We start from the raw sequence: 21,098 nt of genomic DNA, 5'->3' as shown, positions 1-21,098 counted from the left end.
CGCGACCGCGAAAGACTGCGTTTCGCCTGGAGGTCCCATGACTGAACAATCCGGATCCGAATCTGGCCCGGCACACAAGACGCTGGAAATCGGCATGGCGCTGCTGATCGGCGCCTTCGGGCTGGTGGTGATCTTCGGCAGCCTGAAAGCCGGCATCAACTGGGGCGCGGAGGGCCCGCGTGCCGGCTTCTTCCCCTTCTATGTCGGCGCCGCCATCGTCGGCGCGAGCGCCATCAACCTCTGGAGCGCGCGGCGCGGCGACGACGGCCGGCTGTTCGCGGAATGGGGACAGCTTCGCCAGGTCATGAGCGTCGTCGTGCCCACCGGGATCTATGTCGGCTCGATGCCGTTCGTCGGCCTCTACTTGGCCTCGATGGTGTTCATCGCCTGGTTCATGCGCTGGCTCGGCGGCTATCGCTGGCTGACGGTCGCCGCGGTGGCGGTCGGCATGCCGGTCGTGACCTATCTCGTCTTCGAGCGCTGGTTCCTGGTCCCGCTTCCCAAGGGGCCGCTCGAGGAATGGCTCGGTCTGTAAGAGCCACGCATTCGTTCAATTGCTGCTGCAGGACGTATTGACATGGAAGAGTTGGCCAATCTGTTTCACGGCTTCGCGGTCGCCCTGCAGCCCTACAACATCATGCTGATGATCATCGGCATCACGCTCGGGGTCATCATCGGCGTGCTGCCGGGGCTTGGCGGCGCCAATGGCGTGGCGATCCTGCTGCCCCTCACCTTCAGCATGCCGCCGACATCGGCGATCATCATGCTGTCCTGCATCTATTGGGGCGCGTTGTTCGGCGGCGCCATCACCTCGATCCTGTTCAACATCCCCGGCGAGCCATGGTCCGTGGCGACCACCTTCGACGGCTATCCCATGGCGCAACAGGGCAGACCCGGTGAAGCCCTGACGGCGGCCTTCACCTCCTCCTTCGTGGGCGCGCTGTTCGCCGTCATCATGATCACGCTCGTCGCGCCCCTGGTCGCGGGCTTCGCGTTGCGATTTGGCCCGGCGGAAAAGTTCGCGGTTTACTTCCTCGCCTTCTGCAGCTTCGTCGGCCTCAGCAAGGAGCCGCCGTTCAAGACCATCGCGGCCATGATGATGGGCTTTGCGCTTGCGGCGGTCGGGCTGGATTCCATCACGGGACAGTTGCGGCTGACCTTCGGGGTGACCGAGTTGCTCAACGGCTTCGACTTCCTGATCGCCGTGATCGGCCTGTTCGGGATCGGCGAGATCCTGCTGACCATGGAGGAAGGGCTGGCGTTCCGCGGCGGCAATGCGAGCATCAACCTCCGCGTCGTGCTTCAGACCTGGCGCGAGCTGCCCGCCTACTGGATGACCTCACTGCGCTCCTGCCTGATCGGCTGCTGGATGGGCGTCACGCCCGCCGGCGCAACGCCGGCGTCCTTCATGAGCTACGGCATCGCCAAGCGGCTGGCGCGGCGCGGCAACAATTTCGGCAAGGGCGAGATCGAAGGCGTGATCGCGCCGGAGACGGCCGCGCACGCCGCGGGCACCTCCGCGCTGCTGCCGATGCTGTCGCTCGGCGTGCCGGGCTCGCCGACGGCTGCCGTGCTGCTTGGCGGATTGCTTATCTGGGGCCTGCAGCCCGGCCCGATGCTGTTCGTCGAACAGAAGGAATTCGTCTGGGGCCTGATCGCGTCGATGTATCTCGGCAATCTCGCCGGCCTCATCGTCGTGCTCACCTGCGTGCCGATCTTCGCCGCGATCCTGCGCGTGCCCTTCGGCATCATCGCCCCGCTGATCCTGGTGCTGTGCGCGATCGGCGCCTACTCGGTGCACAACAGCACCTTCGACGTGATGCTGATGCTGGTGTTCGGCGTGCTCGGCTATCTCCTGAAGAAGTGCAACTATCCGCTCGCGCCGCTGGTGCTCGCCATCGTGCTCGGCGACAAGGCGGAGGAAGCCTTCCGACAATCCCTGCTGGGATCGCAGGGGTCGCTCGGCGTGTTCTTCTCCAACGGCCTCGTCAGCACGATCATGGCGCTCGGCCTGGTCGCCCTGTTCTGGTCCGCGATCCAGGAAGGCTACAGCCGGCTGCGCATGTCGATGGCGTGAAGCGCGGCCGGCGTGATGCGCGCCGCTGGTCGCGCGTCAAATCCGCCGCACCCCGGCCTTCTGGGATAAAGAATTCCAGGAATCGCGCGGTCATCTGACGACGCCATCCATGCAAGCGGAACTGCGCATGTCGACTTGCGCACGAGTGTAAATCGACTTCCCACAGCCTGCTTGCGGCTCGCCGAGACAGCCGAAATCTCTCACAAATTCAAGCTCTTGCGCGCATACAGCCGCTGCGGCCGCTGCACGCTGCAGCGATTGGGGCTTTACAATTCCGCAGCCAAAGCGCATGTGAACTGATCCCGCGATATTTCGCCGCACCCTCCAGTCCCTCTGTTGAATCTTGGCATAATGAATACCAAGATGCGGCCAGCGCACGCATAAGAATGATCGGCGCCTTCGGGAGGGTTTTTAATGACGGACATGGTGCAGTCAGCAGCGGCTCCAAGTGCCGCCCGCGTCAGCGATGCCTATCGCTGGGCGCAATTGGCAATCGGCGTCGCCGCAATGGTGATGATCGCCAACTACCAGTACGGCTGGACGTTCTTCGTCCCTGACATCCAGAAAAAGTTCGGCTGGGATCGCGCTTCGATCCAGTGGGCGTTCACGCTGTTCGTGCTGTTCGAGACCTGGCTCGTGCCGGTCGAAGGATGGTTCGTCGACAAATACGGTCCGCGCATCGTGGTTCTCGTCGGCGGCGTGCTCTGCGCCATCGGCTGGGCGATCAACGCACAGGCCACCTCGCTCAACGGCTACTATCTCGGCATGATCATCGCAGGCATCGGCGCCGGCGGCGTCTACGGCACCTGCGTCGGCAACGCGCTGAAGTGGTTTCCGGACAAGCGCGGTCTCGCCGCGGGCATCACGGCGGCAGGCTTCGGTGCAGGCTCCGCGCTCACCGTCGCGCCGATCCAGGCCATGATCAAGGACAGTGGCTTCCAGACCACCTTCCTCTATTTCGGCCTCGGACAAGGCATCATCATCTGCATCCTCGCCTTCTTCCTGCTTGCCCCGAAGGCGGGCCAGGTGCCGAACGTGGTGGCGAATGCCAATATCATCCAGACCCGGCGCAACTATCAGCCGACCGAAGTGCTGCGCCAGCCGATCTTCTGGCTGATGTACTTCATGTTCGTGATCGTCGGCGCGGGTGGACTGATGGTCACCGCGAACCTGAAGCCGATCGCGGTTGACTGGAAGGTCGACAGCGTGCCGGTGACGCTGATGGCGGTGACGATGACCGCGGTGACCTTCGCAGCGACCATCGACCGCGTGCTCAACGGCCTGACGCGTCCGTTCTTCGGCTGGATCTCCGACAATATCGGCCGCGAGAACACGATGTTCATCGCCTTCGGCATGGAAGGGTTCGGCATCTGGATGCTCTATCTCTGGGGCCACGATCCGGTCTGGTTCGTGCTGCTCTCGGGCTTCGTGTTCTTCGCCTGGGGTGAGATCTACTCGCTGTTCCCCTCGACCTGCACCGACACGTTCGGCGCCAAGTTCGCGACCACCAATGCCGGCCTGCTCTACACCGCCAAGGGCACCGCCGCGCTGCTCGTCCCGGTCGCAAACCTGATGCAGCAGTCGTCGGGCACCTGGGACAGCGTGTTCATCATCGCAGCCGGCGCCAACATCCTGGCTTCGCTGCTGGCGATCGCGGTGCTCAAACCCTGGCGCAAGGTCGTGGTTGCCAAATCCACGCTCTGACGCGCGCCAGCACAGCTGATCCAAACACGACGCCCGGCCTCACGGCCGGGCGTTTTCGTTTGGGCAGGCTTTCGACACTCCGTAAAATCCGAAGGGAACTCGCAATTTCTTGCCTGGCGAGCCAAGTTAGGGCTTGCCTTCTGGAATATGGTATACCAATCTCCCCGCCGCGCTTGCGACGATAAGCCACAACATTTGCGACATCAGGTCATCTTGGCAAACTGATGCGCGACCAAACAGGCGCGTTGGGAGGTTCTTGATGATTTCCAGCACGGACGGCGCCGTCACGGCCGCGCCTCTTCGCACCGGTTTCCGCTGGCTCCAGCTCGCGATGGGCATCGTCTGCATGGCGATGATCGCCAACCTGCAATATGGCTGGACGCTGTTCGTCGATCCGATCGATGCCGCACACCATTGGGGACGCGCCGCGATCCAGCTCGCCTTCACCATCTTCGTCGTCACCGAGACCTGGCTGGTGCCGGTCGAGGCCTGGTTCGTCGACAAATACGGCCCGCGCATCGTCATCATGTTCGGCGGCGTGATGATCGCGCTGTCCTGGGTGCTCAACTCCTACGCCGACTCGCTCACTCTGCTCTACGCGGCCGCGATCGTCGGCGGCATGGGCGCCGGTGCCGTGTACGGCACCTGCGTCGGCAACGCGCTGAAATGGTTTCCCGACCGCCGCGGCCTTGCCGCCGGCGCGACCGCCGCGGGCTTCGGCGCGGGCGCCGCGCTCACCATCGTCCCGATCGCGACCATGATCGCATCGAGCGGCTATCAGCAGGCGTTCCTGACCTTCGGCATCGGCCAGGGCCTGATCGTGTTCGTGCTCGCCTTCTTCATCCAGCCGCCGCGGATCTCGATTCCGCCGAGGAAGAAGCAGCTCAATTTGCCGCAGACCAAGATCGACTTCACCCCGCCACAAGTGCTGCGCAGCCCTATTTTCTGGGTGATGTACCTCGTCTTCGTCATGGTCGCCTCCGGCGGCCTGATGACCGCGGCGCAGATCGGCCCGATCGCGCACGACTACAAGATCGCCGACACGCCGGTCACGCTCGCCGGCTTCCAGATGACGGCGCTGACCTTCGCGATCTCGCTCGACCGCATCTTCGACGGCTTCGGACGGCCCTTCTTCGGCTGGGTCTCCGACACGATCGGCCGCGAGCACACCATGTTCATCGCCTTCGGCACCGCCGCGGTGATGCTCCTGGCGCTGTCGGCCTATGGCCAAAATCCCGTTGTCTTCGTGCTCGCGACGGCGGTGTATTTCGGCGTGTTCGGCGAGATCTACTCGCTATTCCCCGCAACCTGCGGCGACACCTTCGGCTCGAAGTTCGCGACCACCAACAACGGCATGCTCTACACCGCAAAGGGCACCGCCTCGCTGCTCGTTCCGCTCGCAAGCGTGATCTCGGCAACATATGGCTGGAAGGCCGTGTTCGTGGTGGCGGTGGCGCTGAACGCAACGGCCGCGCTGATGGCGCTGTTCGTGATCAAGCCGCTGCGCCGCTCCTTCATCCTCGGCAAGGAAGCCGAGACCGCCAGCACGGCAACGGGCAACGCCAAGACCGAGACGGCGTAAGCCACCACACACGAGAGCTTTCAAAAGGGGCGCAGCGATGCGCCCCTTTCTTTTTGGCCCACGACAAACGTCAGTATTGCTGCCGCAAGATTTTTCGGATCAGCCAAATCCAGCGCTTGACGATTGGCATTATGTATACCACACTTCCTCCTGTCATTCACCCAGGGAGGTCGCAATGCTGGTCGGAGACATTCTGCGCAAGAAGACGCCGCGCGTTGTCACGGTGCGAATGAACGAAACGGTGGGTATCGCCGCCAAGCTGATGCGCGCCAACAATATCAGCGCGCTGGTGGTCAAGGACGTGGTCCGCTCCGAGGGCAACACCGCGGTCGGCATGTTCACCGAGCGCGACGTGGTGCGCGCCGTCGCCGAGCACGGCGCCAACGCCATCAACGTCAAGGTCTCGCAGCTCGTGTCGGTGCAGCAGCTCGTCTCCTGCACCTCCACCGATACGATCGAGCACGTGCGCCATCTGATGAATCGTCATCACATCCGTCACTTGCCGGTCATCGACGATTACAGCCTCATCTCCGTCATCAGCATGCGCGACATCGCCGCTGCGATGGACGAGGCGATCAACGGCACGCCGCAAGCGGCAGCCTAAAACGTCGTCGCACTGAACTGCAGCTACGGAAGAGTCGCGCTCCCTCTCCCGCTTGCGGGAGAGGGTTGGGGAGAGGGTCTCTCCGCTAGGGAGACTCCCCAAGAGGATAGAGCCCTCACCCGCCGCGCTCTTCGAGCACGTCGACCTCTCCCGCAAGCGGGAGAGGTGCAGGGAGCCTGTTGCCCGATCGATCGAACCAACTGCCAATCTTGGTCCCGCGAGGATTTCATGAAGATCTGCATCTACGGCGCCGGCGCGATCGGCGGATATCTCGGGGTTCAGCTCGCGCGCGCGGGCGCCGATGTCAGCCTGGTCGCACGCGGCGCGCATCTCGCCGCGATGCGCGAGCGCGGCCTGACGCTGCTCGCCGGCGAGGAGACGCACACCGTGCATCCGCGCTGCACCGACGATCCCACTGAACTCGGCGTGCAGGACTACATCATCATCACGCTGAAGGCGCATTCGATCACCGGCGTGATCGAGAAGATGCAGCCGCTGCTCGGGCCCCACACCCGCATCGTCACCGCCGTCAACGGCATCCCCTATTGGTATTTCTACAAGCACGGCGGCCAGTACGAGAACTCGACGCTGGAGAGCATCGATCCCGGCGCCCGGCAATGGCGCGAGATCGGCGCCGAGCGCGCCATCGGCTGCATCGTCTATCCCGCCACCGAGATCGAGGCGCCCGGCGTGATCCGCCACGTCTACGGCAACAATTTCCCGCTCGGCGAGCCCTCCGGCGAGATCACGTCGGACGTGCAGCGCCTCGCCGATCTCTTCGTTGCCGCCGGCCTGAAGGCCCCGGTGCTCGACCGCATCCGCGACGAGATCTGGCTAAAACTCTGGGGCAATGTCTGCTTCAACCCGATCAGCGCGCTGACCCACGCCACGCTCGACGTGATCTGCACCGATCCCGCCACGCGCGCGCTGTCGCGCGCGATCATGGTGGAGACCCAGGGCATCGCCGAGACCTTCGGCGTCAAATTCCGTGTCGACGTCGAGCGCCGCATCGAAGGCGCGCGCAAGGTCGGTGCGCACAAGACCTCGATGCTGCAGGATCTCGAGCGCGGCCGCCCGATGGAGATCGACCCGCTCGTCACCGTGGTGCAGGAGATGGGCCGCCTGACCGGCATTCCGACGCCCGCGCTCGACTCGGTGCTTGCGATGGTGACCCAGCGCGCCCGCATCGCCGGCCTTTATGACGGCGTCTCCGCGTCCACCGATCCGCGCGCACTGGCGGTGGCGTGATGGCGGGCGAGATGAAAAAATGGCTGCGCTTTCGCCATGCCGGCACCACCGGCTTCGGCACGCTGACATCCTCCGGCATCAGCGTGCACGAGGGCGAGATGTTCGGCCGCCATGCCGCCACCGGCAGGACGCTGGCAGTGTCGGAGGTCGAGCTGCTCGCGCCCTGCGTCCCCAGCAAGATCGTCGCTCTCTGGAATAATTTCCACGCACTCGCGGCCAAGCTGAACCAGCCCGAGCCGCCGGAGCCGCTGTATCTGCTGAAGGCCACAACCAGCATCACGACGCCCGGCGCCGTGATCCGCCGCCCCTCCTATTACGACGGCAAGACGACTTATGAGGGCGAGCTCGGCATCGTCATCGGCAAAACCTGTGCCCGCGTGTCGCCTGCGGAAGCCGACGGCTTCATCTTCGGCTACACCTGCGTCAACGACATCACCGCCAACGACATCCTGACCAGCGATCCCACCTTCCCGCAATGGGCGCGTGCCAAGGGTATCGACGATTACGGCCCGTGCGGTCCTGTGATCGCGAGCGGCCTCGATCCCGCAAAACTCACGGTGCGCACCATCCTCAACGGCGCCGAGCGGCAGAACTATCCGATCTCGGACATGATCTTCTCGGCACAGGAGCTGGTGAGCAGGATCTCCCACGACATGACCCTGCTCCCCGGCGACCTCATCGCCGTCGGCACCTCGGTCGGCGTCGGCGTGATGAAGGAGGCGGTGAATACGGTCACCGTCGCGATCGACGGCATCGGCGAGCTCACCAACGAGTTTCGGCTGTAGTCCTCCCTGTCATTCCGGGGCGCACCCCCTTCGTGCCCCGGAATGAAGGCCCACCGGCCATTTTTGCCGCAGCGCGGCAAAATTGATCCTGCGCAAATCGCGCCGTCGCGGCCGCCCTTATCCTTTCCGGCAATCGATTTCTGATGCCAGGGAGGACGCCATGACGAACGCAAGCAATGCACTCTTGTGGACGGCTATATACTTTGCTCTCTCGTTCGCCGCGATCTTCGTGGTCTGGTTTGCCGACAAGATGCGCTCGAACTTCCTCGGGAAGTGATAGCGCGCACGACGCCGTAACCCGGATGAGCGGAGCGACATCCGGGACAGACCGTGACGTGGTCCCGCATGGCGCTGCCTACATGCGGTCTACGATCCTCTCTCCGTCATTCCGGGGCGCGACGAAGTCGCGAGCTACGGTGCGCAATTGCGCACCTGAGAATCCATAACCACGACGGCGATTGGGTGAGACGTTGCGCGCCACGCCGATCTCGCTTCAACACAACCGCCTGTGGTTATGGATTCCGGGCTCGGCGCTGCGCGCCGCCCCGGAATGACGGCGGAGGATGTTCGCAGCCACGGCCCCAACCAATCGGGAAAATCCGGCACCTCTCTACGCCGCTCCACCGTCGGCTGGCGCAACCAGTCGTGGATTCGCGCGACCAGACGCATCCGGCAAGCCCCGCGCCCCTTGATCTCGGTTCCGCTCTCCAATAGCAACTATGGCGAAATTGTGTGCCGGCGTGAGGAATTCACGATGTGGCTGTTTTTCCTGGTTGCCTGGTTTGCCCTGCTGGCCGTCATCGCGATCCTCGCCCAGCAGGCGTTCGGTTACGACGTCGGTCACCTGCCGGCCTGGTTCGCGGCCCTGTCCGTGCCGCAGCGCATCGCGGCCGGCACGATCCCGGCCGCAGGCCTGGCGCTGATCGGCGCAACCGCCTGGCGGCTGTCGCGCCAGGACCGGCGCCTCGACACGTTGCGCGACCGCCTGAGGAAGACGCGGGAAGACGTCGTCGTCGCGCACGCCCTGCAAAACCACCTCGACGCCACCGTCCAGCACCTGATCGAGAGCGATCCACGGGAGGCCGTCTCCGCCCTTCACGACAAGCTCGGCGAGACCGAGCAGCGCGCGCTGCTGCAGCAGGGCCGCAACGACGCCACCGACATGCACGACCAGCTCGCCGAGATCCGCCGCCGCCAGCAGGCGCTGCGCGAGATGGTCGGCAAGGTCGCCGACCAGCGCCGCGCGGTCGAGCCCGTCTTCACCGAGATCCGCGACCGCCAGAACCAGCTCGAACGCTCCCTGCACGACCTCGAGACCGACGACCGCAAGAACAACCTCGCCGACCGTCTGAAGGAGATCGCGCGCGACGTGTCGGCGCTGCTGACGCGGGTGAGCGCGGTCCAGGACACGTTCGCAACCCTCAACCAGTACAAGGAGGATCTGGCGAAATCCCATGCCGAGCTGGCGCCGCTGCGCTCCGCCGACGCCGGCATCAACGCCCTGATCGGCGAGCTCAGCCTCAGCCATGACCGCCTCGAAAAAAGCATCGACGAGCTCGAGATTGGCGGCGAGGCGCCGCTCGGCAGCCGCGTCGAGACGCTGTCGAAGAACAAGATCGAGATCGAGCAGCGTCTCGCCCGCATCGACGACAGCTTCAACATCCTGAAAGGCATCCGCCTCGACTTCGAGGAGCTCGGCCAGCGCCGGGGCCAGCTCGAACGCGCCATCGCGGAGGTCGAGATCGATGGCGACGGCAACAGCCTCACCGAGCGCCAGAACGCGCTGAACGATTTCGTCCTCCAGTCGCGCCAGCGCCTCGGCGCGTTGCAGGAGACGCTGACGACGCTGAATGTCTTCAAGACCGAGCTGTCGAAATCGCAGGCCGACCTCGTCCCGCTGAAGGCTCCGGTGTTCGGCATCGAGGCGATGATCGCGGAGGTCAGCACCACCCGCGACCTGCTCGAAGACCGTCGGCGAGATCGAGGCGAACGCAGGCGTGACGCTGGCCTCGCGCGTCGACGCGCTCACCAAGAGCAAGCGCGAGGTCGAAGACCGCCTCGCCCGCGTCTTCGAGAATTTCAACGCGCTCGATGCCTTGCGCAAGGACATCGGCGGCATCTTCGCGACGATCAGGAACAGTTTGAACCGGATCGGGTGAGCCTCCTACGCCCGCCATCACCCCCCGAAACACCCAGACACATCACATCTGCGCGCGTCCGACAGATGCCGCCAACATGTCCCGTGCGCGCCGCAACTTGGACGCATTCGGCCGCCCTTCTGTGAGGCGTGTCTGGGGGGCACGGCACTGCCGTGTTTGGACCAAACCTTCTAGGGGTATGACTGTGAAGAAGATTGTATTTGCTCTCGGTGCTACGCTTGCTCTGGTGACGGCCGCGAATGCCGCGGATTTGCCGCGCCGGCAGCCCGTACCTGTCTATCCGGCGGAGCAGGCCCCGATCGGCAAGATGCCGATTGGCAAGAGCCCGGTTGGCAAAGCCCCGATCGGCAAGGCTCCCGGCCCGGTCGCGGCGCGCTACTGACGCGCAGAGTCTAGCGTAAGCGGCCGACAGTTGAGGGGGCACAGCGTGACGAACAAAGCTGATCGATCGGGATCCTGCATCCTCGCGGGGCTCGGCCTCGCGGCGATGATCGCATGCACGACGCCCACGGCCTCGGCCCACGAAGCAAACAAGCGCGTTGCCGATGCCAACGCGCTTGCTACGACCGAGACCGCATCGCGACCTCAGCCGCAAGCGACGCGGCGTCCCGTCGCGCGTGCGGAGAAAGGCCCCTACTACGTCGACTTCCGCGCCCGGACGGCGGCGAGCTGGGGCCACGCCTTCGTCTGGTACGGCAAGACCAGCGAGAAGGCGGTCGAGGTCGCGGGCCTGACGCCGGCCGGCGACACGCTCGCTTACGTGCTCGGTCACATCACCTTCGTGCCGTCGGAGACCGGTGCTAGCTACGGCGACCTCGATCCGGAATATCTGACCGCGAACTACCGGGTCTACCTGAACGAGGCCGACGCCAAGCGCGTGTTCGCGTACATCAAGAAATTGCAGGCGAACTCGCCGGTCTGGAACGCCGAGACCGCCAACTGCACCGGCTTCATCGGCGACATCGCCGAGTTCATGGGCCTCGAGGTCCCCAATCGCTGGCAACGTCCGGAAAACTTCGTCAACCGCCTCAAGGAAATGAACGGCGGCCGGCGAATGGTGCGGCTGTCGGCGGAGTAGAACGGCAGCCTCAGTTATCCGTGCCCCGGACGCAGCGCAGCGTCCCCTTCGACGATGCGCTGCAGAGCCGGGGCCCATCTCTCAAAGCATTCGCGGAATGTGGGTCCCGGCTCTGCGCCGCAACGCCAAGAGGCGTTGCAGCGCGTCCGGGACACGAGACCATCCAAATTATCCGCTGTGCGGAATCCCCTCGCCTCCCGCATGATCGCCCCGCCCGGCGGCGCAATAGACTTTTGCCACCCCCGGCGGCATCCTCCCCGCCATCAACCGACAACAGAGCCTGCGGGCCGCCCAGGGGGAAACAGATCATGCTGCAGACACGGTTCACCAAGCTCGTCGGCGTCGAGCACCCGATCGTCCAGGGCGGCATGCAATGGGTCGGGCGCGCCGAGCTGGTGGCCGCCGTCGCCAATGCCGGTGCGCTCGGCTTCATCACGGCGCTGACGCAGCCGACGCCCGAGGACCTGGCGAAGGAGATCGCGCGCTGCCGCGACCTCACCGACAAGCCGTTCGGCGTCAACCTCACCATCCTGCCCGCGATTAAGCCGCCGCCTTACGCCGAGTACCGTGCCGCCATCATCGAGGCCGGCATCAAGGTGGTCGAGACCGCCGGCAACAAGCCGCAGGAGCATGTCGACGAGTTCAAAAGGCACGGCGTCAAGGTCGTGCACAAATGCACCAGCGTCCGCCACGCGCTTTCGGCCGAGCGGATGGGCGCCGACGCCATCTCGATCGACGGTTTTGAATGCGCCGGCCATCCCGGCGAGGACGACACGCCCGGCCTGATCCTGATCCCGGCCGCCGCCAACAAGGTCAAGATCCCGATGATCGCCTCGGGCGGCTTTGCCGATGCCCGCGGGCTCGTCGCGGCGCTGGCGCTCGGCGCCGAGGGCATCAACATGGGCACCCGCTTCATGGCGACGAAGGAAAGCCCGATCCACCAGTCCATCAAGGAGAAGATCGTCGCCAATGACGAGCGCGAGACCGAGCTGATCTTCCGCACCATGCGCAACACCTCGCGCGTGGCGAAGAATGCGGTCTCGACCAAGGTCGTCGCGATGGAGAAGGAAGGCGCCAAGTTCGAGGACATCCGCGAGCTCGTTGCCGGCGCCCGCGGCAAGATGGTCTATGCCACCGGCAATTCCGACGAAGGCATCTGGTCGGCCGGCCAGGTCCAGGGCCTGATCCAGGATATCCCGAGCTGCGCCGAGCTCGTCTCCCGCATCGTTCGCGAGGCGGAAGCGATCATCCGCAGCCGGCTGGAAGGAATGATCGTTCAGCCGCAACGCGAAGCCGCTGAATAGTCACTGCAAGAAGCGAGAGCAATTCATGAAGGCTTACGTCTACGGCCCTGAGGGCGCTCGGATTTCCGACGTCGCTCAACCAAAGCCGAAAGGCACGCAGGTGCTGGTAAAGGTCCGCGCCTGCGGCCTCAATCGCGCCGACACCGGCATGCGCAAGGGCCACGCCCATGGCGCGGCCGGCGGCGTCGGCACCGTGCTCGGGATGGAATGGGCCGGCGAGGTCGCCGAGCTCGGACCGGATGCGAAGGGCTTGGAGGTCGGCGACCGCATCATGGGATCGGGCGGCGCGGCGTTCGCCGAATACACGCTGGCCGACCACGGCCGGCTGTTCCGCGCCCCCTCGAACATGAACTTCGAGGAGGCCGCCGCGCTCCCCGTCGCGCTCGCGACCATGCACAATGCCGTCGTCACAATCGGCGGGGTGCAGCCCGGGCAAGCCGTGCTGATCCAGGGGGCCAGCTCCGGCGTCGGCCTGATGGCGATGCAGATCGCCAAGCTGAAGGGCGCTAGGCTCGTGATCGGCTCGTCGACCGATGCCTATCGGCGCGGCCGGCTGAAGGAATACGGCGCCGACCTCGCGGTCGACTGCTCCAATGCCAAATGGGTGGACGAGGTGTTGAACGCGACGAACGGCGAAGGCGTCGACCTCATCGTCGACCAGGTCTCGGGCAAGGTCGCCAACCAGAACCTCGCCGCGACCAAGGTTTTGGGCCGCATCGTCAATGTCGGCCGTCTCGGCGGCACCCATGCCGATTTCAACTTCGACCTGCACGCGGCACGCCGCATCAGCTATATCGGCGTCACCTTTCGCACCCGCACCATCGAGGAGGTCCGCGAGATCTTCGACGAAGTCCGCAAGGACATCTGGGGCGCGGTGGAATCGCGTAAGCTGCAGCTGCCGATCGACAAGGTGTTTGCGTCCGACGACATCGACAAGGCGTTCCAGCACATGGAGGCGAACAAGCATCTGGGGAAGATCGTGGTGACGCTTTAAGGGGCAGGCTCGGCCAAAGCGACGGTCCCGTAGGGTGGGCAAAGCGAAGCGTGCCCACGATCTGTATCCATCACGGACGGATGGTGGGCACGGCGCTTTACGCCTTTGCCCACCCTACGAGACCGAATTCGTGGCATTCAATTCAGAAGCATTCGCAATAGCTTCGCTCCTGCAACTCACTTGCGACTAGAGCTGTGGATCGTCGCTTGATGTTCAGCCCTAGGCTGCTAAATCCCCCGCCATGAGTGCGCAGCACAGCAAGACATCGGTCGCGGCCATCTCGATCTTCGCCAGCGGCGGCATGGCGGCGGCCAAGTTCGTGGTCGGCGTGGCGATCGGCTCGCTGGCGCTGATCTCCGAGGCCCTGCACTCCTCGATCGACATGGTCGCCACCATCATCACCTGGGCGGTGGTACGGGTGTCCGACAAGCCGGCGGACGAGGAGCACCATTACGGCCACGGCAAGCTGGAGAGCATCTCCGCGCTCGGCGTCACCGCCCTGCTCTACGTGCTCGCCGGCGGCATCCTGGTCGAGGCTTATAGCCGGCTGCGCGAGGGGACATCGCCGCCGACCATCTCGGCCGTGCCGTTCGTGGTGCTGGTGGTCGACATTGCCGTCAATCTCTGGCGCGCCCGCGCCCTGCACCGCGCCGCACGCGAGACCCGGAGCCAGGCGCTCGCCGCCGATGCGCTCCACTTCGCCTCCGACGTGATGGGCTCCTGCGCCGTGATCGTCGGGCTGATCCTCGCCGCCCTCGGCTTCTGGTGGGGCGATGCCGCGGCCGCCGCCGCGGTCGCCGTGATGATCGCCGCTCTCGGCCTGCGCATGGCCGGCTCGACCGTGCAGACGCTGGTCGACCGCGCGCCCGAGGGCGCCCAGGAGAAGGCCACGGCCGCGATCTGCAGCGTGCCCGGCGTGATCGACGTCGAGCGACTGCGCGTGCGCATGGTCGGGGCGACCACCTTCATCGACACCATCGCGAAGGTGCCGCGGACCTACCCGATCGACCGCATCGAGGAGATCAAACGCAAGGCGCAGGCTGCCGTCGACAAGGCGTTCGGCGATGCCGACCTCACCTTCACCCCTGTGCCCGTCGCGCGCAACAACGAGACCGTCCGCGACCGCATCATGGTGATCGCGCGCAATTCGGGCCTCGCCATCCACCACGTCACGGTGCACGATCTCGGCGCCAAGCTGATCGTCGGCATCGATCTCGAGGTCGACGCCGGCATGCGGCTCGACGCCGCCCATGACATCGCCAACACGCTGGAGCGCAACATCCAGGAGGAGTTCGGCGAGGACGTCGAGGTCGACGTCCATATCGAGCCGCTGGAACCGGAACTGCCGTTCGGCGTCGACGCCGCGCCGGAGCGGGTGCAGACCATCGCCGCCGCGCTGGCCGAGTTCGCCGGCGAAGGCGAGATCCACGACATCCATAATGTGCGCGTCCGCAACACCGACGCCGGCGAGATCGTCAACTTCCACTGCCGCGCCGCGCCGTCGATGAGCGTGATCAAGGTACACGAGCATGTCGATGCGATCGAGCGCGCATTGCGCCGCGCGTTCCCGAGCGTGAAGCGCGTCATCAGTCACGCCGAGCCGCCGCGCACGTGACATACAATGTGCGCGGAGTCACACGTTCTCGTTTCGGACTCCTCGCGCCCGTGGGTTTGCGGACGCACGATGCGCAAACTGCGCGTTGGATAAGAATAATTTCGCGTTAACGATTCGTTGACTCTCGACAGCCCGGTAAAACTGGATTCAAATCGGTCTGATTCGGAAGCGACGTGGGGCTGCTTCCGAGCTCAAGTTGCAAGCTGGTTTTCAGGGGGCCGAAGGCATGTCGCGTGCAGACGCCGCGAACGCGTGCGTCCAATCCGATTCGATCAAGGGATTGGCGCAATCGATCGCGAAACCTGCCTATCACCGGCTCCTGGTTGCTGAGCCGGCGTTGCGCCGTGCCGTGCCGACGCTCATCATCGCATTCCTGATCACGATCTGCCTCGGCGCGTTCGTGCAGGTCGTCGATCAGACGCGCCAGAAGCGGCTGGTGATCCGGCATGACATCTCCGCGCTCGCCGACCTGCTCGCCGAGCGCATCGACCGCCTCACCTCGTTGCGGATCGAGCGGCAGAAGAACATCGAGCGCCTGCCGACGCTGCTGCCCGACCTGATCCCGTCCTGGGGCACGGCCTCCGGCCGCCACGTCATCGTCACCTCGGCCGGGATCGACCGCCGCCTCCTCGCCCGCATTCCCATCGACAGCGACCCTTCCGGCAATGACCGCCTGCTCGATGCCATCACCACGGCGCAGCTGCTCGCGGCGCCGCCGCGCGACGGCAACGTCTCCGATATGACATTGCCGAGCGGCAATGCCGCGATGGCGACCTCGCGGCAGATCAAGTCGCTGCCCGGCTTCGTCACCGTGATTCAGGAACGCAACGAGCCGATCTGGGGCTCGGACGCCGCGCTCTCGGTGACGCTGTCGGCGACCACCGGCTTCGTCGTCCTGATCCTCGGCTTCGCCTTCCACTGGCAGTCCACCCGCGCCCGCGAGGGCGACCTCATCAACGACGCCGTGCGCGGCCGGATCGACACCGCGCTGAACCGGGGCCGCTGCGGATTGTGGGACTGGGACCTGTCGCGCGGCCGGATCTTCTGGTCGCAGTCGATGTTCTCGATGCTCGGCCTCGACGGCCGCAACGAGCTCCTCACCTTCGGCGAGGTCAACGCGCTGGTGAAGTCCGACGACATCGACCTGTTCGAGATCGCCGATCAGCTTATCTCCGAGAAGATCGACCACATCGACCAGACCTTCCGCATGCAGCATGTCGACGGTCACTGGATCTGGCTGCGCGTCCGCTGCGAAAAGACGCGCGGCGCGACCGATTCCAGCGTGCACCTGATCGGCATCGCCGTCGACATCACCGAGCAGAAGAGCCTCGCCGAGCGGACCGTCGAAGCGGACCTGCGGCTGCGCGACGCCATCGAGACCATTCCGGAGGCCTTCGTGCTGTGGGATGCGAGCGACCGCCTCGTGCTCTGCAACTCGCATTTCCAGCGCCTGCACAAGCTGCCGGACAGCGCCGTCATCCCCGGCACCTCCTACGAGACCGTGCTCGAGGTCGGCCGCATGCCGGAGGTGCGCACCCGTCACAACGAGACCGCTGCCCAAGGTCCGGGCGCGCGCACCTTCGAGGCGCAGCTCGACGACGGCAGCTGGCTGCACATCAGCGAGCGCCGCACCAAGGACGGCGGCTACGTCTCGGTCGGCACCGACATCACCCGCATCAAGGAGCACGAGCAGAAGCTGGTCGACAACGATCTGCGCCTGCGCGCCACCGTCATCGACCTCAAGCGCTCGCAGGCCGCGCTGGAGCGCCAGACCAACGAGCTCGCCGATCTCGCCGAGAAGTACCAGCGCGAGAAGACCCGCGCCGAGGAAGCCAACCAGACCAAGTCGAAATTCCTCGCCAATATGAGCCACGAGTTGCGCACGCCGCTCAACGCCATCATCGGCTTCTCCGAGATCATGGGAAGCGGCATGTTCGGCGAGCTCGGCAGCGAGAAGTACCAGGAATATTGCCAGGACATCCTGACCAGCGGCCACTATCTGCTCGAGGTCATCAACGACATCCTCGACATGTCCAAGATCGAGGCCGGCCGCATGAAGCTCGACATGGAAGAGCTGGACCTCGCACGGACGCTCGCGGAGTCGCTGCGGGTCGTCTCCGGCCGCGCGCAGGACAAGCAACTGACGCTCGATGCCGATATCGCAAAATCCATCTCCGTCGTCGCCGACCGCCGCGCCACCAAGCAGATCATCGTCAACCTGCTCTCCAACGCGGTGAAGTTCACGCCCGACGGCGGACGCATCGTGGTGCGCAGCCGGCAGCTCGACGACAGGATCGTGCTGATGATCGCCGACACCGGCATCGGCATCGCGCCGCACTCACTAGCGCGGCTCGGCCGCCCGTTCGAGCAGGTCGAGAGCCAGCTCACCAAGACCTATCACGGCTCGGGGCTGGGCCTCGCCATCGCCCGCTCGCTGGCGCAGCTCCACGGCGGCTCGATGCGGCTGCGCTCGAAGATCGATGTCGGCACCGTCGTCCGCGTGACTCTGCCGCGCGACGCCGTCAAGGCGGGGTCCGGAATATCGGCCGCGGCCTAGCGCACGGCGGGAAGCTCCCCTGCGGCCATCCTTCGAGACGCCCGCCTCCGGCGGGCCCTCAGGATGAGGGCGGAATACGCGGCAGCAGTTTCAACGAACACCAATACAACGGAGCCTCATCCTGAGGAGACCGCCACCGGGTCCGCGCAAAGCGCGGCCCGATGACAGGCTCCGCGGGCGTCTCGAAGGACGAGGCGCTTGCTCAGGCCCCCCGCCCTGGCCCCTACAGCTGCAGCGTCGGCGCGACTTCCCGCGCGACATTGACCAGCGCCGCGATCAGCGGCGTCATCGGATCGCGCTGCGGGATCACCATGCCGATGCTGTAATTGACTTCGGGGTCGACGATCGGGATCGACCGCACCGTATCGGACAGGCCGAGCGTCTCGGCGAGCTTGGCCGGCATCACGCTCGCCCAGCGTCCCGTCTTCACATGCGTGAACAGCACCAGCAGCGAGTTCGAGGTCAGGGTCGGCGTCGCCTCCGCGCCGACCGAGCGCAGCGCGCGGTCGATGATGCGACGGTTCTGCATGTCGGGCGTGAGCAGGCACAGCGGCACCTGCCCCACTTCCTTCCAGGTCACCGTCTCGCGATCACCGAACATTCCGTCCGGCGCAGTCAGCAGGCGATAGCTTTCATTGTAGAGCGGAATGGTGCGTACCTTGCCGATCGGCTCGTTCTCGATATAGGTCAGCCCCGCATCGACCTCGAGATTTTCGAGCAGCCCGAGCACCTCCGATGAGGTCGTCGAGCGGATGCTGAAACGCACCTCGGGATGCCGGGCGCGGAACGGCGTCGTCAGCGAGGCGACCATGCCGAGCACGGTCGGGATCGCGGCGATGCGGATCTCGCCGGAGAGCTGGTGCTTCAGTCCGTTGATCTCGTCGCGCATGGCGCGGGCATCGCCCACGATCCGCCGCGCCCAGTCCAGCGCCCGTTCGCCCTCGGGCGTAAAACCCTGAAAGCGGGAGCCGCGCTGGACCAGCATGACGCCGAGAATCTCCTCAAGCTGCTTCAGCCCGGTGGACATGGTCGGCTGCGTGACCCCGCAGGCCTCTGCCGCGCGTCCAAAATGCCGCTCCTTCGCCAGCGCCAGCAGAAGTTCAAGCTTGTCGATCAACCGGTCGTCCCCTCGGATTCTGTGTTGGCATGCAAGCTAGCATGCCGGGCCCGCACCAACACGCAAAAACCGGCAGCCGATACAATCTTCATTACCATTTTGTATCGACCGATTGCGGTTGCAAATCGATCCGAATTCGCAATCGCAGCATGAGACAGCTTTATTGATCTTCGAATGATTCCAAATAGTTTGGAGGGAAGAAACGCTCAGGTTGAGAACGAACAATGACAACGCTTTACGAACCTCGTTACGATTCTTGGGACGAAGCGCGCGGCGCCGAGATCATTGCCGAACATGCCGGGCAGGAAGGCGCGACGCTGGTCATCCTGCACGCGCTTCAGGAGGCGTTCGGCTACGTGCCGGAGGCCGCGATTCCCATGGTGGCGCAGGCGCTCAATCTGTCGCGCGCCGAGGTCCATGGCGTGTTCACCTTCTATCATGATTTCCGCCACAAGCCGGCCGGTCGCCACGTGCTGAAGCTGTGCCGCGCCGAAGCGTGCCAGGCCGCCGGCGGCGATGCGCTGGCTGCGCGCGCAGAAGCCAAGCTCGGCGTGTCGCTCGGCAACACCACCGCCGACGATCGCGTCACGCTGGAGCCGATCTACTGCCTCGGCCTGTGCGCGACCGCGCCGTCCGCCATGCTCGACGGCCGCCTCGTTGGCCGGCTCGACCAGAAGCGTCTCGATGCACTGGTCGCGGAGGCACAGCGATGAGCATGCGTCTCTTCGTCTCGCGCGATGCGGGCGCGGTCGCCGTCGGCGCCGACGAGGTTGCGCTGGCGCTGGAGCAGGCTGCTGCCAAGCGCGGCATTGCGATCGAAATCGTCAGGACCGGCTCGCGCGGCATGTACTGGCTGGAGCCGCTGGTCGAGGTCGCAACGCCGCAGGGCCGGATCGCTTTCGGCCCGGTCACCGACGCCGACGTGCCCTCCCTGCTCGACGCGCTCGCCAGCAACACGCCGCATCTGTTGCGGCTCGGCGCGACCGACGAGATCCCCTGGCTGAAGCGCCAGACCCGCCTCACCTTCGCCCGCTGCGGTGTGATCGATCCGCGCTCGCTCGACGACTACCGCGCCCATGGCGGCTACAAGGGTTTTGAGCGCGCCCTCTCGCTCGGGCCTGATGCGATCCTGAACGAAGTCACCGCATCCGGCCTGCGCGGCCGCGGCGGCGCGGGCTTCCCGACCGGCATCAAGTGGAAGACGGTCGCGCAGGCCAAGGCCGATCGCAAATTCATCGTCTGCAACGCCGACGAAGGCGACAGCGGCACCTTTGCCGACCGGATGATCATGGAAGGCGACCCCTTCCTGGTGATCGAGGGCATGACCACCGCCGGCATCACCGTCGGCGCGACCAAGGGCTACATCTACATCCGCAGCGAATATCCGCACGCGGTCGAGGCCATGAACGCCGCCATCCAGGCTGCCAAGCGCGGCGGCTATCTCGGCGACAAGATCGGCGGCTCCACCTATAGCTTCGATATGGAAGTGCGCGTCGGCGCCGGCGCGTACGTTTGCGGCGAAGAGACCTCGCTGCTGGAGAGCCTGGAAGGCCGCCGCGGCATCGTGCGCGCAAAACCGCCGCTGCCGGCCCATCACGGCCTGTTCGGCAAGCCGACCGTCATCAACAACGTGCTGTCGTTCGCCGCGATCCCCTTCATCCTCGCCGAGGGCGCCAAGGCCTATGCCGATTTCGGCATGGGTCGCTCGCGCGGCACGATGCCGATCCAGCTCGCCGGCAACATCCGTTACGGCGGACTGTTCGAGACCGCATTCGGCGTGACGCTCGGCGAGCTCGTCGACGACATCGGCGGCGGCACCTTCACGGGCCGACCGGTTCGTGCGGTGCAGGTTGGCGGCCCGCTCGGCGCCTACTTCCCCCGCGCCCTGTTCGACACGCCATTCGACTACGAGGCCTTCGCCGCGCGTGACGGCCTGATCGGCCATGGCGGCATCGTCGTGTTCGACGACAGCGTCGACATGCGCAGGCAGGCGCGTTTCGCGATGGAATTCTGCGCCGTCGAATCCTGCGGCAAGTGCACGCCGTGCCGGATCGGCTCGACCCGCGGCGTCGAGACCATCGAGAAGATCATCAACGGCGAGCGCGTCCATGAGAACCTCGCGCTCGTCGAGGACCTCTGCAACACCATGAAATTCGGCTCGCTCTGCGCACTCGGCGGCTTCACGCCCTACCCCGTGCTCAGTGCATTGAAGCACTTCCGGGAGGATTTCGCACCCATCCCGACCACGCTTCAGGCCGCGGAATAGGAGAACGA

The 21,098-nt window shown here is 65.3% G+C and carries 17 protein-coding genes; 16 read left to right on the top strand and 1 reads right to left on the bottom strand.

Annotated features, from left to right (window positions below; all coding sequences use genetic code 11):
• Positions 1-37 precede the first annotated feature (37 nt).
• The 14 genes from ACVJ19_RS22940 (at position 38) to ACVJ19_RS22875 (ending at position 17,707) form a co-directional block, all read left to right on the top strand.
• Complete coding sequence (locus ACVJ19_RS22940; RefSeq protein WP_453951268.1) at positions 38-535, top strand: tripartite tricarboxylate transporter TctB family protein; 498 nt, start codon at positions 38-40, stop codon at positions 533-535.
• A 42-nt stretch (positions 536-577) separates the two neighbouring features.
• Positions 578-2,077 (top strand): tripartite tricarboxylate transporter permease, encoded by a 1,500-nt coding sequence (locus ACVJ19_RS22935; protein WP_018647758.1) that lies wholly within the window; start codon positions 578-580, stop codon positions 2,075-2,077.
• A 414-nt stretch (positions 2,078-2,491) separates the two neighbouring features.
• Positions 2,492-3,781 carry an oxalate/formate MFS antiporter gene (gene oxlT, locus ACVJ19_RS22930; protein ID WP_453951266.1) on the top strand — a complete coding sequence of 430 codons (1,290 nt, stop codon included), beginning with the start codon at positions 2,492-2,494 and terminating at the stop codon, positions 3,779-3,781.
• A gap of 259 nt (positions 3,782-4,040) precedes the next feature.
• A complete protein-coding gene (gene oxlT / locus ACVJ19_RS22925; RefSeq protein WP_453951264.1) occupies positions 4,041-5,363 on the top strand; it encodes an oxalate/formate MFS antiporter in 1,323 nt (440 codons plus the stop codon).
• A 175-nt stretch (positions 5,364-5,538) separates the two neighbouring features.
• The gene (locus ACVJ19_RS22920) at positions 5,539-5,967 is read left to right on the top strand and encodes a CBS domain-containing protein (RefSeq protein ID WP_453951263.1); all 429 of its coding nucleotides are present in this window, start codon (positions 5,539-5,541) and stop codon (positions 5,965-5,967) included.
• Between the two features lie 228 nt (positions 5,968-6,195).
• Complete coding sequence (locus ACVJ19_RS22915; protein WP_453951261.1) at positions 6,196-7,215, top strand: 2-dehydropantoate 2-reductase; 1,020 nt, start codon at positions 6,196-6,198, stop codon at positions 7,213-7,215.
• An 11-nt stretch (positions 7,216-7,226) separates the two neighbouring features.
• Positions 7,227-8,000, top strand: a complete 774-nt coding sequence (locus tag ACVJ19_RS22910; protein WP_453951260.1) for a fumarylacetoacetate hydrolase family protein — start codon at positions 7,227-7,229, stop codon at positions 7,998-8,000.
• A gap of 754 nt (positions 8,001-8,754) precedes the next feature.
• Entirely contained in the window at positions 8,755-10,284 is a 1,530-nt protein-coding gene (locus tag ACVJ19_RS22905) for a hypothetical protein (RefSeq protein ID WP_453951258.1), read from the top strand.
• A 53-nt stretch (positions 10,285-10,337) separates the two neighbouring features.
• Positions 10,338-10,541, top strand: a complete 204-nt coding sequence (locus tag ACVJ19_RS22900; protein ID WP_209965301.1) for a hypothetical protein — start codon at positions 10,338-10,340, stop codon at positions 10,539-10,541.
• Between the two features lie 45 nt (positions 10,542-10,586).
• Entirely contained in the window at positions 10,587-11,237 is a 651-nt protein-coding gene (locus ACVJ19_RS22895; RefSeq protein ID WP_453951257.1) for a hypothetical protein, read from the top strand.
• A gap of 308 nt (positions 11,238-11,545) precedes the next feature.
• On the top strand, positions 11,546-12,541 hold the full coding sequence (locus ACVJ19_RS22890) for an NAD(P)H-dependent flavin oxidoreductase (protein WP_453951255.1): 996 nt from the start codon (positions 11,546-11,548) through the stop codon (positions 12,539-12,541).
• 25 nt (positions 12,542-12,566) lie between these two features.
• Positions 12,567-13,535, top strand: a complete 969-nt coding sequence (locus ACVJ19_RS22885; protein WP_453951254.1) for a zinc-binding dehydrogenase — start codon at positions 12,567-12,569, stop codon at positions 13,533-13,535.
• Positions 13,536-13,776: 241 nt separating this feature from the next.
• Positions 13,777-15,150, top strand: a complete 1,374-nt coding sequence (locus ACVJ19_RS22880) for a cation diffusion facilitator family transporter (RefSeq protein ID WP_453951251.1) — start codon at positions 13,777-13,779, stop codon at positions 15,148-15,150.
• 226 nt (positions 15,151-15,376) lie between these two features.
• Positions 15,377-17,707 (top strand): ATP-binding protein, encoded by a 2,331-nt coding sequence (locus tag ACVJ19_RS22875; RefSeq protein ID WP_453951249.1) that lies wholly within the window; start codon positions 15,377-15,379, stop codon positions 17,705-17,707.
• Positions 17,708-17,930: 223 nt separating this feature from the next.
• Here ACVJ19_RS22875 and ACVJ19_RS22870 read toward each other — a convergent pair whose 3' ends face one another.
• On the bottom strand, positions 17,931-18,824 hold the full coding sequence (locus ACVJ19_RS22870) for a LysR family transcriptional regulator (protein WP_453951247.1): 894 nt from the start codon (positions 18,822-18,824) through the stop codon (positions 17,931-17,933).
• Positions 18,825-19,048: 224 nt separating this feature from the next.
• On the opposite strand from ACVJ19_RS22870, the gene ACVJ19_RS22865 reads away from it, so the two are divergent.
• Entirely contained in the window at positions 19,049-19,537 is a 489-nt protein-coding gene (locus tag ACVJ19_RS22865) for a formate dehydrogenase subunit gamma (RefSeq protein ID WP_453951246.1), read from the top strand.
• On the top strand, positions 19,534-21,090 hold the full coding sequence (locus tag ACVJ19_RS22860; RefSeq protein ID WP_453951244.1) for a formate dehydrogenase beta subunit: 1,557 nt from the start codon (positions 19,534-19,536) through the stop codon (positions 21,088-21,090). The genes ACVJ19_RS22865 and ACVJ19_RS22860 overlap by 4 nt, the downstream gene beginning before the upstream one ends.
• Positions 21,091-21,098 lie beyond the last annotated feature (8 nt).

This window comes from Bradyrhizobium sp. USDA 376 (assembly GCF_054063675.1).
The sequence above is the reverse complement of the archived record's forward strand: the minus strand, read 5'-3'. Positions and strand labels throughout refer to the sequence as shown.

What these genes read in the sequence shown, in the direction of transcription:
- ACVJ19_RS22940 (WP_453951268.1), top strand. Translation starts at nt 38, where the DNA reads ATGACTGAACAATCCGGATCCGAATCTGGCCCGGCACACAAGACGCTG.
- ACVJ19_RS22935 (WP_018647758.1), top strand. Translation starts at nt 578, where the DNA reads ATGGAAGAGTTGGCCAATCTGTTTCACGGCTTCGCGGTCGCCCTGCAG.
- oxlT (WP_453951266.1), top strand. Translation starts at nt 2,492, where the DNA reads ATGACGGACATGGTGCAGTCAGCAGCGGCTCCAAGTGCCGCCCGCGTC.
- oxlT (WP_453951264.1), top strand. Translation starts at nt 4,041, where the DNA reads ATGATTTCCAGCACGGACGGCGCCGTCACGGCCGCGCCTCTTCGCACC.
- ACVJ19_RS22920 (WP_453951263.1), top strand. Translation starts at nt 5,539, where the DNA reads ATGCTGGTCGGAGACATTCTGCGCAAGAAGACGCCGCGCGTTGTCACG.
- ACVJ19_RS22915 (WP_453951261.1), top strand. Translation starts at nt 6,196, where the DNA reads ATGAAGATCTGCATCTACGGCGCCGGCGCGATCGGCGGATATCTCGGG.
- ACVJ19_RS22910 (WP_453951260.1), top strand. Translation starts at nt 7,227, where the DNA reads ATGAAAAAATGGCTGCGCTTTCGCCATGCCGGCACCACCGGCTTCGGC.
- ACVJ19_RS22905 (WP_453951258.1), top strand. Translation starts at nt 8,755, where the DNA reads ATGTGGCTGTTTTTCCTGGTTGCCTGGTTTGCCCTGCTGGCCGTCATC.
- ACVJ19_RS22900 (WP_209965301.1), top strand. Translation starts at nt 10,338, where the DNA reads ATGACTGTGAAGAAGATTGTATTTGCTCTCGGTGCTACGCTTGCTCTG.
- ACVJ19_RS22890 (WP_453951255.1), top strand. Translation starts at nt 11,546, where the DNA reads ATGCTGCAGACACGGTTCACCAAGCTCGTCGGCGTCGAGCACCCGATC.
- ACVJ19_RS22885 (WP_453951254.1), top strand. Translation starts at nt 12,567, where the DNA reads ATGAAGGCTTACGTCTACGGCCCTGAGGGCGCTCGGATTTCCGACGTC.
- ACVJ19_RS22880 (WP_453951251.1), top strand. Translation starts at nt 13,777, where the DNA reads ATGAGTGCGCAGCACAGCAAGACATCGGTCGCGGCCATCTCGATCTTC.
- ACVJ19_RS22875 (WP_453951249.1), top strand. Translation starts at nt 15,377, where the DNA reads ATGTCGCGTGCAGACGCCGCGAACGCGTGCGTCCAATCCGATTCGATC.
- ACVJ19_RS22865 (WP_453951246.1), top strand. Translation starts at nt 19,049, where the DNA reads ATGACAACGCTTTACGAACCTCGTTACGATTCTTGGGACGAAGCGCGC.
- ACVJ19_RS22860 (WP_453951244.1), top strand. Translation starts at nt 19,534, where the DNA reads ATGAGCATGCGTCTCTTCGTCTCGCGCGATGCGGGCGCGGTCGCCGTC.